Genomic DNA, 12,185 nt, shown 5'->3' on the forward strand with positions numbered 1-12,185 from the left:
CGGTCGTAGGGTCCGCTSACGCCTCGCCCGGAGCGAGGCGTGAGCGGACCCTACGACCGCGCGGATGACCCGGACGAGGTCACCCTGTGGGCGGGGCGCCTGCGCGCGTGGCCCACGCCGCCATCCGCGGTCGATGACGTCGACGACGACACGGTGGTCTCGCGTTCCGTTGAGCCGGATGGCGACACGGTGCTGTCGCGTGGCGCTGACCCGGATGACGACACGGTGCTGTCGGCGGGGGAGTCCGCCGCGGCCGGCACGGTGCTGTCGCGTGCCGCTGAGCCGGATGACGACACGGTGCTGTCGGCGGGGGAGTCCGCCGCGGCCGGCACGGTGCTGTCGCGTGCCGCTGAGCCGGATGACGACACGGTGCTGTCGGCGGGGGAGTCCGCCGCGGCCGACACGGTGCTGTCGCGTGCCGTCGAGCTCGTAGAGGACGAAGAGGCGGATGCCGAGACGACCGCGCCCCGCCGCGCCGCTCCGGCCGCACCCGACGCCCAGCCCCTCGATGACGCACGTATCGACGAGGCGACCCGCCCGCGACGCCGCATCGACGAGGGCGACGGCGGCGACACGGAGGCGGGCAGTCGACGTAGCCGCCGGCAGGCCGCTCAGCCCGAGCCCGAGGTGGCCGCCCTGCCCGTGAACGCGGCGCGTCAGCCGCTCACTCCGGCCGCGCTCGCCCGCGAGACGTACGCGCCGCACCGGGATCACGCCGTCCGCGTCTCGCGGTCGCCCGCCGCCCCCGTCCGCTCCGAGAGGGATGCGTCCGTCGTCCGTCCCCGACGCCGTCGGGGGGCCGCCCGGGTGGTGACTCTCGTCGTCGTCGTGGCCGTGGTGGTCGCGGCGGCCGCGATCTGCCTGGCCCTGCTGCTCGGCTGAGCGACGGCATCCCGCGGGTGGAATCGACCGACCACGGATTCGTTTGCCGCTCCCCCCGGAACCGCGTATCATTGACCGGGTGTGCGTTCACGCGCGCCGTGCGTCGTGCCTCCGGGCATGTCGACCGGATCAACGCTCGCACCATCTCAGGGACTGGCCTGCGAACAGGTCACCCCCACGGCATATCCGCCACAACCGCGTCCGATCATTCTGCCGCGCGGCGGATCACACGTGAGCCCGACACGTCACGAATCGCAAGATGAGCGGCGCGCCGGGGGAGACACGACCGCTGTCACCGTGCAGCACCCCGGACGGTTCCCCAGGATCCGCCCGGCCAATCAAGGAGAGAACGTGCCAACCATTCAGCAGTTGGTTCGCAAGGGCCGCTCGCCGAAGGTCTCGAAGACCAAGGCTCCCGCGCTGAAGTCGAACCCCCAGCAGGCCGGCGTGTGCACCCGCGTGTACACGACGACCCCCAAGAAGCCGAACTCGGCCATGCGCAAGGTCGCCCGCGTCAAGCTGCGCAACGGCACCGAGGTCACCGCGTACATCCCCGGTGAGGGCCACAACCTCCAGGAGCACTCGCTCGTGCTCGTCCGTGGTGGTCGTGTGAAGGACCTCCCCGGTGTCCGCTACAAGATCGTCCGCGGTGCGCTCGACACCCAGGCTGTCAAGAACCGTAAGCAGGCGCGCAGCCGCTACGGCGCGAAGAAGGGCTGAGAACCATGCCTCGTAAGGGTCCCGCCCCGAAGCGTCCCGTCGTCAACGACCCGGTGTACGGCGCCCCCGTCGTCACCCAGCTGGTCAACAAGATCCTCGTCGACGGCAAGAAGTCCATCGCCGAGTCGATCGTCTACGACGCACTCAAGGGTGTCGAGGCGAAGAACAGCCAGGACGCCGTCGCCACGCTCAAGAAGGCGCTCGACAACGTCCGTCCCACCCTCGAGGTCAAGAGCCGCCGCGTCGGTGGCTCGACCTACCAGGTTCCCGTCGAGGTCAAGCCGCACCGCGCCAACACGCTCGCGCTGCGCTGGCTCGTGAGCTACGCGAAGGGTCGTCGTGAGAAGACGATGACCGAGCGTCTGCAGAACGAGATCCTCGACGCCTCGAACGGCCTCGGTGCCGCGGTCAAGCGCCGCGAAGACACCCACAAGATGGCCGAGTCGAACCGCGCCTTCGCGCACTACCGCTGGTAAAACCCGCGGAGGGTCCGTGATCGAACCCCGGTCACGGACCCTCCGATGGGCCCGGCATCAACCTCCCAACAGGTAAGGAAGACACCCGTGGCACAAGACGTGCTCACCGACCTCCACAAGGTCCGCAACATCGGCATCATGGCGCACATCGATGCCGGCAAGACGACGACGACCGAGCGCATCCTGTTCTACACGGGCGTCAACCACAAGATCGGTGAGACGCACGATGGTGCGGCGACCACCGACTGGATGGAGCAGGAGCAGGAGCGTGGCATCACGATCACCTCCGCCGCCGTCACCTGCTTCTGGGACAAGAACCAGATCAACATCATCGACACCCCCGGCCACGTCGACTTCACGGTCGAGGTCGAGCGCTCGCTCCGCGTGCTCGACGGTGCCGTCGCCGTCTTCGACGGTAAAGAGGGTGTCGAGCCCCAGTCCGAGACCGTCTGGCGTCAGGCCGACAAGTACGACGTCCCCCGCATCTGCTTCGTCAACAAGATGGACAAGCTGGGCGCCGACTTCTACTTCACCGTCGACACCATCGTCAACCGCCTCAAGGCGAAGCCGCTGGTCATCCAGCTCCCCATCGGCGCCGAGAACGACTTCGTCGGCGTGATCGACCTGGTCGAGATGCGCGCGCTGGTGTGGCCCGGCGACGCCAAGGGTGACGTGACCATGGGTGCGAAGTACGAGATCCAGGAGATCCCGGCCGACCTCGCCGACAAGGCCGCCGAGTACCGTCAGCAGCTGCTCGAGACCGTCGCCGAGTCCGACGACGCCCTGCTCGAGAAGTTCTTCGGCGGTGAGGAGCTCACGGTCGCCGAGATCAAGGGCGCCATCCGCAAGATGACGATCAACTCCGAGCTCTACCCCGTGCTCTGCGGTTCGGCGTTCAAGAACCGCGGCGTGCAGCCCATGCTCGACGCGGTCGTGGACTACCTCCCCTCGCCCCTGGACGTCCCCGCCATCGAGGCGAAGGACCCCAAGAACGAAGAGATCGTCATCGAGCGCCACGCCGACCGTGAAGAGCCCTTCGCGGCCCTCGCGTTCAAGATCGTGACGCACCCCTTCTTCGGTCGTCTGACCTACATCCGCGTCTACTCGGGTCACCTCGACTCGGGTGCGCAGATCGTCAACGCGACGAAGGGCAAGAAGGAGCGCATCGGAAAGATCTTCCAGATGCACGCCAACAAGGAGATGCCGGTCGACTCCGTCACCGCGGGTCACATCTACGCCGTCATCGGTCTGAAGGACACGACCACGGGTGACACCCTGTGCGACCCGGCCAACCAGGTCGTGCTCGAGTCGATGACCTTCCCCGAGCCGGTCATCGAGGTCGCCATCGAGCCCAAGACCAAGGCCGACCAGGAGAAGCTGGGTGTCGCCATCCAGAAGCTCGCCGAAGAAGACCCCACGTTCCGCGTCGAGCAGAACGCCGAGACCGGTCAGACGGTCATCAAGGGCATGGGCGAGCTGCACCTCGACATCCTCGTGGACCGCATGAAGCGCGAGTTCAAGGTCGAGGCCAACGTCGGAAAGCCGCAGGTGGCGTACCGCGAGACCATCCGCAAGTCGGTCGAGCGTCACGACTACACCCACAAGAAGCAGACCGGTGGTTCGGGCCAGTTCGCGAAGATCCAGTTCGCGATCGAGCCCCTCGAGGTCACGGCCGACAAGACCTACGAGTTCGAGAACAAGGTCACCGGTGGTCGTATCCCGCGCGAGTACATCTCGCCGACCGACCAGGGCTTCCAGGACGCCATGAACGTCGGCGTGCTCGCCGGCTACCCCATGGTGGGTGTCAAGGCGATCCTGCTCGACGGTGCATCGCACGACGTCGACTCCTCCGAGATGGCGTTCAAGATCGCCGGATCGATGGGCTTCAAAGAGGCTGTCCGCAAGGCCAACCCCACCATCCTCGAGCCGATCATGGCCGTCGAGGTGCGTACGCCCGAGGAGTACATGGGCGACGTCATCGGCGACCTCAACTCGCGTCGTGGCCAGATCCAGTCGATGGAGGACGCCGCCGGCGTCAAGGTCGTCCGCGCCAACGTGCCGCTGTCCGAGATGTTCGGCTACATCGGCGACCTGCGCTCGAAGACCTCGGGCCGCGCCGTCTACTCGATGGAGTTCGACAGCTACGCCGATGTCCCGAAGGCCGTGGCCGACGAGATCATCCAGAAGAACAAGGGCGAGTAAAACCGCTCTGATGGATGCCGGGAGCGCGGCTCCGGTCGGGTTCCCGGCATCCACTCAAACTGAACACCGACTCTCTAGTAACCTGAGAACCATCCCCGCGGAGAACCGGTCGCAATCCAGCGCCCGCGATCCGCATCTACCGTCCTGAGGAGGACCCAGTGGCTAAGGCCAAGTTCGAGCGGACCAAGCCGCACGTGAACATCGGAACGATCGGTCACGTCGACCACGGCAAGACCACGCTCACCGCTGCCATCTCGAAGGTGCTCGCCGACAAGTTCCCGTCGGCCACCAACGTTCAGCGTGACTTCGCGTCGATCGACTCCGCGCCCGAAGAGCGTCAGCGCGGCATCACGATCAACATCTCGCACGTCGAGTACGAGACCCCCAAGCGTCACTACGCTCACGTCGACGCCCCCGGTCACGCCGACTACATCAAGAACATGATCACCGGTGCCGCTCAGATGGACGGCGCGATCCTCGTGGTCGCCGCCACCGACGGTCCGATGGCTCAGACCCGTGAGCACGTTCTGCTCGCCAAGCAGGTCGGCGTGCCCTACCTGCTCGTCGCGCTGAACAAGAGCGACATGGTCGACGACGAGGAGATCCTGGAGCTCGTCGAGCTCGAGGTCCGCGAGCTGCTCTCGTCGCAGGACTTCGACGGCGACAACGCCCCCGTCGTGCGCGTCTCGGGCCTGAAGGCTCTCGAGGGTGACGAGCAGTGGGTCAACTCGATCGTCGAGCTGATGGAGGCCGTCGACTCCTCCATCCCCGACCCGGTGCGTGACAAGGACAAGCCGTTCCTCATGCCCATCGAGGATGTCTTCACCATCACCGGTCGTGGAACGGTCGTCACGGGTCGCGCCGAGCGCGGCACCCTCGCGATCAACTCCGAGGTCGAGATCGTCGGCATCCGCCCGACGCAGAAGACCACGGTCACGGGTATCGAGATGTTCCACAAGCAGCTCGACGAGGCCTGGGCCGGCGAGAACTGTGGTCTGCTCCTGCGCGGCACCAAGCGTGACGACGTCGAGCGCGGCCAGGTCGTCGTGAAGCCCGGTTCGGTCACCCCGCACACCAACTTCGAGGGCACGGCGTACATCCTGTCCAAGGAAGAGGGCGGCCGTCACAACCCGTTCTTCACGAACTACCGCCCGCAGTTCTACTTCCGCACCACGGACGTGACCGGCGTCATCACGCTGCCCGAGGGCACCGAGATGGTCATGCCCGGTGACACCACCGAGATGTCGGTCGAGCTCATCCAGCCGATCGCCATGGAAGAGGGCCTCGGCTACGCGATCCGTGAGGGTGGCCGCACCGTCGGTGCCGGTACCGTCACCAAGATCATCAAGTAAGTCCTTCCAGACTTCACTCGGCACAGGCCGGGCCTTCGGGCCCGGCCTTTGTCGTTCCCCCGCACGGAGAGGTGGGGGTTCCGTCGGGGGTGTGCTCCGGTCCAGAATGACGAAGCGGTCGTCAATCGGGTCGAGCCGCTTCACCGAGAGAGGCGCACATGAGCGGCGTGGACGACATCATCGCGAAGGGCAAGAAGCTCCTCGACGAGAATCGCGACAAGATCGAAGAGGCGCTGAAGAGCGAGAAGGCCGAAGAGGTCAGCGACAAGGTGCTCGACGGAGCGGCCGACGCCATCAAGAAGGTGGTTCCCGCGGAGCATCACGCCAAGATCGACGAGGTTCGCGCGAACGTCGACAAGAACATCGGCAACGTCTGACGCGTCGATTCCGATCGGATGCCGTTCCCGCCGGGCGGGGACGGCATCGTCGCGTCGGGCGTGCAGGCTGAGCATCAGCCGAGCGCGACACGCCCGGGTTTGCGCCATCCCCGAGCGCTCCGTAGACTAATGCAGTTCCACATTCCGGTGCGCGCTCGGCGTGCGCCAGGATCACTGCCAGGGCAGTGCACAGGCGGCGCGCGAGCGCAGGGTCCTGGGCCGCGGGCAGCAGAACATCACACCGAACCCCACATCCTTCACGGGATTCGCACGCGTGCGTGCGCGGGGCGGGCCGGAGGCCATGGCATCCGGTTTGACAGCTGAACAGCGGTGCAGCATCTCTCGCGTGAGCGAGGGGAAGTGCCAGGGTGCGTCAGCACCACCGTGCGTCCAATGCCCCAGGTCGGGTAAGACGCTGAAAGAGAGAGAGCAGACAATGGCGGGACAGAAGATCCGCATTCGCCTGAAGTCGTACGACCACGCCGGACTGGACTCGTCGGCGCGCAAGATCGTCGACACCGTGACCCGTGCCGGCGCCACCGTGGTGGGCCCGGTTCCCCTTCCGACCGAGAAGAACGTCGTGTGCGTCATCCGGTCGCCCCACAAGTACAAGGACAGCCGCGAGCACTTCGAGATGCGCACCCACAAGCGCCTCATCGACATCATCGACCCGACGCCCAAGGCCGTCGACTCGCTGATGCGTCTCGACCTCCCGGCCGATGTCAACATCGAGATCAAGCTCTGAGGTTCGACATGGCTGACATCAACTCCAAGATCTCCAAGGGCCTCCTCGGCACCAAGCTCGGCATGACCCAGGTGTGGGACGAGAACGGCAAGCTCGTTCCCGTCACCGTCATCGAGGTCGCCCCGAACGTCGTGACCCAGCTGCGCTCGCTCGAGAAGGACGGCTACAACGCCGTTCAGATCGGCTACGGCCAGATCGACCCCCGCAAGGTGAACAAGCCCCTCACGGCTCACTTCGACGCCGCCGGTGTCACCCCGCGCCGCCACCTCACCGAGGTGCGGACCGCGGATGCCGCCGACTACGCCCTGGGCCAGGAGCTCACCGTGGACGGTCTGTTCGAGGCCGGCCAGCTCGTCGACGTCGTCGGCACCAGCAAGGGCAAGGGCACCGCCGGTGTCATGAAGCGTCACAACTTCAAGGGTGTCTCCGCTTCGCACGGTGCGCACCGCAACCACCGCAAGCCCGGTTCGATCGGCGCCTCGTCGACCCCGAGCCGCGTCTTCAAGGGCATGCGCATGGCCGGCCGTATGGGTGGCGAGCGCGTGACCGTCCTCAACCTCACGGTGCACGCCGTCGACGCCGAGAAGGGTCTGATGCTCGTCAAGGGCGCCGTCCCCGGTGCTCGTGGCCGCATCGTCTACGTCCGCAACGCAGTGAAGGGTGCCTGATCATGGCTGACTCGACTCTCGCGCTCGACGTCGTGAAGGCCGACGGCAACAAGGCCGGCTCTGTCGAGCTGCCCGCCGCGCTCTTCGACGTCAAGACGAACATCCCCCTCATCCACCAGGTCGTCGTGGCGCAGCGCGCCGCGGCACGCCAGGGAACGCACTCGACCAAGCGTCGTGGCGAGGTCTCGGGTGCCGGCCGCAAGCCCTTCAAGCAGAAGGGCACGGGTAACGCCCGTCAGGGCTCGATCCGCGCGCCGCACATGACCGGTGGTGGCATCGTCCACGGCCCGAAGCCCCGTGACTACGGCCAGCGCACCCCCAAGAAGATGATCGCCGCCGCCCTTCTGGGTGCGCTGAGCGACCGCGCTCGGGGTCAGCGTCTGCACGTCGTCGACAGCTTCGGCATCGAGGGCGCGCCCTCGACCAAGGCCGCCGCGACCGTGCTCAACGCCCTCGGCGCCGTCAAGAACGTCCTCGTGGTCATCGACCGCGACGACGAGCTGACCGTCAAGAGCGTGCGCAACCTCGCGTACGTCCACGTGCTGACCTTCGGTCAGCTGAACGCCTACGACGTGCTCGTCTCCGACGACATCGTCTTCACCAAGGCCGCCTACGACGCGTTCGTCTCGTCGAAGTCCGGCGCCACCGAGGAGGTCTCGGCATGACCGCCGTCAACAAGGACCCGCGCGACATCATCCTGAAGCCGGTCGTCTCCGAGAAGAGCTACTCGCTCATCGACGAGGGCAAGTACACCTTCCTGGTGGACCCCCGCGCGTCGAAGACCGAGATCAAGCTCGCGATCGAGAAGATCTTCAGCGTCAAGGTGGCCTCGGTCAACACGATCAACCGCGTGGGCAAGGCCCGTCGCACCCGCTTCGGCATCGGCAAGCGCAAGGACACCAAGCGCGCCATCGTCTCGCTGAAGTCGGGCACCATCGACATCTTCACGTCTGTCGGCTGACGGTCGGGATAGAGGACAAGAACAATGGCTATTCGCAAGTACAAGCCCACGACTCCCGGTCGCCGCGGCTCGTCGGTGGCCGACTTCGCCGAGATCACCCGATCGACGCCCGAGAAGTCGCTGCTGCGCCCGCTGTCGAAGACCGGTGGCCGTAACAACCAGGGCCGCATCACCACCCGCCACATCGGTGGTGGACACAAGCGCCAGTACCGTCTGATCGACTTCCGTCGTAACGACAAGGACGGTATCGACGCCAAGGTCGCCCACATCGAGTACGACCCCAACCGCACCGCGCGCATCGCGCTGCTGCACTACGCGGACGGCGAGAAGCGCTACATCCTCGCTCCCGCGAAGCTGTCGCAGGGCGACGTCGTCGAGTCGGGTGCCGGCGCCGACATCAAGCCCGGCAACAACCTGCCGCTGCGCAACATCCCCACCGGTACCGTGATCCACGCGATCGAACTGCGTCCCGGCGGCGGAGCGAAGATGGCCCGTTCGGCCGGTGCCTCGGTGCGCCTGGTCGCCAAGGACGGCCCCTACGCGCAGCTGCGTCTGCCTTCCGGCGAGATCCGCAACGTCGACGTGCGCTGCCGCGCCACGATCGGCGAGGTCGGTAACGCCGAGCAGTCGAACATCAACTGGGGCAAGGCCGGCCGCATGCGCTGGAAGGGCGTCCGCCCGACCGTGCGTGGTGTCGCCATGAACCCGGTCGACCACCCGCACGGTGGTGGTGAGGGTAAGACCTCCGGTGGTCGTCACCCTGTTTCGCCGTGGGGTAAGGCCGAGGGCCGCACCCGCCACGCGAACAAGGAAAGCGACAAGCTGATCGTCCGCCGTCGCACCGCCGGCAAGAAGCGCAAGTAGGAGTAGAGGAAGATGCCTCGCAGCCTTAAGAAGGGCCCCTTCGTCGACGAGCACCTGCTTCGCAAGGTCGTCTCGCAGAACGAAGCCGGTTCCAAGAACGTCATCAAGACCTGGTCGCGCCGTTCGATGATCATCCCCGCCATGCTGGGACACACCATCGCCGTGCACGACGGTCGCAAGCACATCCCCGTGTTCGTGACCGAGACCATGGTCGGCCACAAGCTGGGCGAGTTCTCGCCCACCCGCACCTTCCGCGGCCACGTGAAGGACGACAAGAAGGGCCGTCGCCGCTAAGGCGACCGAGGAGGAGAGAGAAATGGTGGAGTCCATCGCACGTGTGCGACACATCCGCGTGACCCCTCAGAAGGCTCGTCGCGTCGTCGCGCTCATCAAGGGCAAGCAGGCCGAAGAGGCCCTCGCGATCCTGAAGTTCGCACCCCAGGGTGCGAGCGAGCCGATCTACAAGCTCGTCGCCTCGGCTATCGCGAACGCTCGCGTCACGGCCGACAAGACGAACGAATACCTGGATGACGCCGACCTGTACGTGAAGAACGCGTACGTCGACGAGGGCACGACGCTGAAGCGTTTCCAGCCCCGCGCTCAGGGTCGCGCCTTCCAGATCAAGAAGCGCACGAGCCACATCACGGTCGTGCTCGCGACGCCCGAGACCGCCGAGGCGGCCCCGGCTCGCGCCAACAAGAAGGCGAGCAAGTAATGGGACAGAAGGTCAACCCGTACGGCTTCCGCCTCGGCATCACCACCGACCACGTGTCGCGGTGGTTCTCGGACTCGACGAAGCCCGGTCAGCGTTACGCCGACTACCTCGCCGAGGACATCAAGATCCGTCGCCTGCTGACCACGTCGCTCGACCGCGCCGGTGTCAGCAACATCGAGATCGAGCGCACGCGTGACCGCGTCCGCGTCGACATCCACACCGCCCGCCCGGGCATCGTGATCGGTCGCCGCGGCGCCGAGGCCGAGCGCATCCGCGCCGACCTCGAGAAGCTCACCGGCAAGCAGATCCAGCTGAACATCCTCGAGGTCAAGAACCCCGAGGCCGACGCTCAGCTGGTCGCGCAGGGTGTCGCCGAGCAGCTGTCCGCTCGTGTGGCGTTCCGCCGCGCGATGCGCAAGGGTCTGCAGGGCGCGCAGCGCGCCGGCGCCAAGGGTGTCCGCATCCAGGTGTCCGGTCGTCTCGGCGGCGCCGAGATGAGCCGCTCCGAGTTCTACCGCGAAGGCCGTGTGCCCCTGCACACCCTCCGCGCGAACATCGACTACGGCTTCTACGAGGCCAAGACGACCTTCGGCCGCATCGGCGTGAAGGTCTGGATCTACAAGGGCGACCTCACCAACAAGGAGCTCGCCCGCGAGCAGGCCAACGCGCCCAAGTCGCGCGGTCGTGACGACCGCGGTGGCGACCGTCGTCGTGGCCCGCGCAACGAGGCCCCCGTGGCAGAAGGAGCGTCGGCGTAATGCTCATCCCCCGCAAGGTCAAGTACCGCAAGCAGCACCACCCCGGCCGTTCGGGCCAGGCCACCGGTGGCACCACGGTGTCGTTCGGTGAGTTCGGCATCCAGGCGCTGACCCCCGCGTACGTGACGAACCGTCAGATCGAGTCCGCTCGTATCGCCATGACGCGTCACATCAAGCGTGGTGGAAAGGTGTGGATCAACATCTACCCCGACCGTCCCCTCACCAAGAAGCCGGCCGAAACCCGCATGGGTTCCGGTAAGGGTTCCCCCGAGTGGTGGGTTGCCAACGTCAAGCCGGGCCGCGTCCTCTTCGAGGTCGCGGGTGTGAACGAGGAACTCGCTCGTGAAGCACTGACCCGTGCCATCCACAAGCTGCCCCTGAAGGCACGCATCATCAAGCGCGAGGAGGGCGACGCGTAATGGCGATCGGCACCAAGCAGCTCGCCCCGAGCGAGCTCGACACGTTCGAAGACCAGCGCCTCGTGGAGGAGCTGCGTAAGGCCAAGGAAGAGCTGTTCAACCTGCGCTTCCAGTCGGCCACCGGCCAGCTCGAGAGCCACGGACGCATCCGTGCAGTCAAGCGCGACATCGCGCGTCTGTACACGGTGATCCGTGAGCGCGAGCTCGGCATCCGCGCCACCCCGGCTCCGGTCGAGGCCCCGGCGAAGGCGAAGAAGAGCAAGGCGAAGAAGGCGGATGCCGCTGACGACGCCGCGAAGGAAGAGGCGGAGTAATGGCTACCGCGAAGAAGGCCGAGGCGCAGGTCGCCGGTCACGAGCACGCCGAGAACGATGTTCGCGACGAGAACGCCCGCGGTTACCGCAAGGCGCGTCGTGGCTACGTCGTCAGCGACAAGATGGACAAGACCATCGTCGTCGAGGTCGAGGACCGCGTGAAGCACCCGCTCTACGGCAAGGTCATCCGCCGCACCTCCAAGGTCAAGGCGCACGACGAGACCAACTCGGCGGGCATCGGCGACCTGGTCGTCATCAACGAGACCCGTCCGCTGAGCGCCACCAAGCGCTGGCGCCTGGTCGAGATCCTCGAGAAGGCCAAGTAAGCCTCGCGGCTTGCTTGGAACCCAAGGAGTAAACAGTGATTCAGAACGAATCCCGGCTGAAGGTCGCCGACAACACCGGCGCCAAGGAGCTGCTCACCATCCGCGTGCTCGGCGGCTCCAACCGTCGTTACGCCGGCCTGGGTGACGTCATCGTCGCCACGGTCAAGGACGCGATCCCGGGTGGAAACGTCAAGAAGGGCGATGTGGTCAAGGCCGTCGTCGTCCGCGTCGTCAAGCAGACCCGCCGTCCCGACGGCTCGTACATCAAGTTCGACGAGAACGCCGCCGTGATCCTGAAGAACGACGGGGAGCCCCGCGGCACCCGTATCTTCGGACCGGTCGGCCGTGAGCTTCGCGACAAGAAGTTCATGAAGATCGTCTCGCTCGCCCCGGAGGTCATCTGATC

At 66.3% G+C, this 12,185-nt stretch carries 18 protein-coding genes; all 18 read left to right on the forward strand.

The window, feature by feature from the left end; translation table 11 throughout:
• The first annotated feature begins 39 nt into the window (after positions 1-39).
• On the forward strand, positions 40-882 hold the full coding sequence (locus DC432_RS04735) for a hypothetical protein (RefSeq protein WP_116536906.1): 843 nt from the start codon (positions 40-42) through the stop codon (positions 880-882).
• 351 nt (positions 883-1,233) lie between these two features.
• Positions 1,234-1,602 (forward strand): 30S ribosomal protein S12, encoded by a 369-nt coding sequence (gene rpsL, locus DC432_RS04740; protein ID WP_013584051.1) that lies wholly within the window; start codon positions 1,234-1,236, stop codon positions 1,600-1,602.
• 5 nt (positions 1,603-1,607) lie between these two features.
• Positions 1,608-2,078: a 30S ribosomal protein S7 gene (gene rpsG, locus DC432_RS04745; RefSeq protein WP_013584050.1), complete on the forward strand. Its 471-nt coding sequence runs from the start codon at positions 1,608-1,610 to the stop codon at positions 2,076-2,078.
• 87 nt (positions 2,079-2,165) lie between these two features.
• Entirely contained in the window at positions 2,166-4,280 is a 2,115-nt protein-coding gene (gene fusA / locus DC432_RS04750; RefSeq protein ID WP_116536907.1) for an elongation factor G, read from the forward strand.
• A 158-nt stretch (positions 4,281-4,438) separates the two neighbouring features.
• Positions 4,439-5,632, forward strand: coding sequence for an elongation factor Tu (gene tuf / locus DC432_RS04755; protein ID WP_108317909.1), 1,194 nt, complete (start codon positions 4,439-4,441; stop codon positions 5,630-5,632).
• A gap of 158 nt (positions 5,633-5,790) precedes the next feature.
• On the forward strand, positions 5,791-6,009 hold the full coding sequence (locus tag DC432_RS04760; protein WP_116536908.1) for an Rv0909 family putative TA system antitoxin: 219 nt from the start codon (positions 5,791-5,793) through the stop codon (positions 6,007-6,009).
• Positions 6,010-6,445: 436 nt separating this feature from the next.
• Positions 6,446-6,754, forward strand: a complete 309-nt coding sequence (gene rpsJ / locus DC432_RS04765; RefSeq protein ID WP_013584016.1) for a 30S ribosomal protein S10 — start codon at positions 6,446-6,448, stop codon at positions 6,752-6,754.
• Between the two features lie 8 nt (positions 6,755-6,762).
• Complete coding sequence (gene rplC, locus DC432_RS04770; RefSeq protein WP_056226244.1) at positions 6,763-7,422, forward strand: 50S ribosomal protein L3; 660 nt, start codon at positions 6,763-6,765, stop codon at positions 7,420-7,422.
• Between the two features lie 2 nt (positions 7,423-7,424).
• Positions 7,425-8,087 carry a 50S ribosomal protein L4 gene (rplD, locus tag DC432_RS04775; protein ID WP_108317403.1) on the forward strand — a complete coding sequence of 221 codons (663 nt, stop codon included), beginning with the start codon at positions 7,425-7,427 and terminating at the stop codon, positions 8,085-8,087.
• Positions 8,084-8,383 carry a 50S ribosomal protein L23 gene (rplW, locus tag DC432_RS04780; RefSeq protein WP_116536909.1) on the forward strand — a complete coding sequence of 100 codons (300 nt, stop codon included), beginning with the start codon at positions 8,084-8,086 and terminating at the stop codon, positions 8,381-8,383. The genes rplD and rplW overlap by 4 nt, the downstream gene beginning before the upstream one ends.
• Before the next feature lie 24 nt (positions 8,384-8,407).
• A complete protein-coding gene (gene rplB, locus DC432_RS04785) occupies positions 8,408-9,247 on the forward strand; it encodes a 50S ribosomal protein L2 (protein ID WP_013584012.1) in 840 nt (279 codons plus the stop codon).
• A gap of 12 nt (positions 9,248-9,259) precedes the next feature.
• Entirely contained in the window at positions 9,260-9,541 is a 282-nt protein-coding gene (gene rpsS, locus DC432_RS04790) for a 30S ribosomal protein S19 (protein ID WP_013584011.1), read from the forward strand.
• A 22-nt stretch (positions 9,542-9,563) separates the two neighbouring features.
• Positions 9,564-9,962, forward strand: coding sequence for a 50S ribosomal protein L22 (rplV, locus tag DC432_RS04795; protein WP_013584010.1), 399 nt, complete (start codon positions 9,564-9,566; stop codon positions 9,960-9,962).
• The gene (gene rpsC / locus DC432_RS04800; RefSeq protein WP_058230882.1) at positions 9,962-10,720 is read left to right on the forward strand and encodes a 30S ribosomal protein S3; all 759 of its coding nucleotides are present in this window, start codon (positions 9,962-9,964) and stop codon (positions 10,718-10,720) included. Before rplV ends, rpsC begins: the two co-directional genes overlap by 1 nt.
• On the forward strand, positions 10,720-11,139 hold the full coding sequence (gene rplP / locus DC432_RS04805; RefSeq protein ID WP_013584008.1) for a 50S ribosomal protein L16: 420 nt from the start codon (positions 10,720-10,722) through the stop codon (positions 11,137-11,139). Before rpsC ends, rplP begins: the two co-directional genes overlap by 1 nt.
• The gene (gene rpmC / locus DC432_RS16845) at positions 11,139-11,453 is read left to right on the forward strand and encodes a 50S ribosomal protein L29 (protein WP_058623969.1); all 315 of its coding nucleotides are present in this window, start codon (positions 11,139-11,141) and stop codon (positions 11,451-11,453) included. The genes rplP and rpmC overlap by 1 nt, the downstream gene beginning before the upstream one ends.
• Complete coding sequence (gene rpsQ, locus DC432_RS04815) at positions 11,453-11,779, forward strand: 30S ribosomal protein S17 (RefSeq protein WP_076673706.1); 327 nt, start codon at positions 11,453-11,455, stop codon at positions 11,777-11,779. Before rpmC ends, rpsQ begins: the two co-directional genes overlap by 1 nt.
• 35 nt (positions 11,780-11,814) lie before the next feature.
• A complete protein-coding gene (rplN, locus tag DC432_RS04820) occupies positions 11,815-12,183 on the forward strand; it encodes a 50S ribosomal protein L14 (protein ID WP_013584005.1) in 369 nt (122 codons plus the stop codon).
• The last annotated feature ends 2 nt before the right edge of the window (positions 12,184-12,185 follow it).

It is taken from the genome of Microbacterium testaceum (assembly GCF_003075375.1).
GTDB classification, from domain to species: Bacteria; Actinomycetota; Actinomycetes; order Actinomycetales; family Microbacteriaceae; genus Microbacterium; species Microbacterium testaceum_E.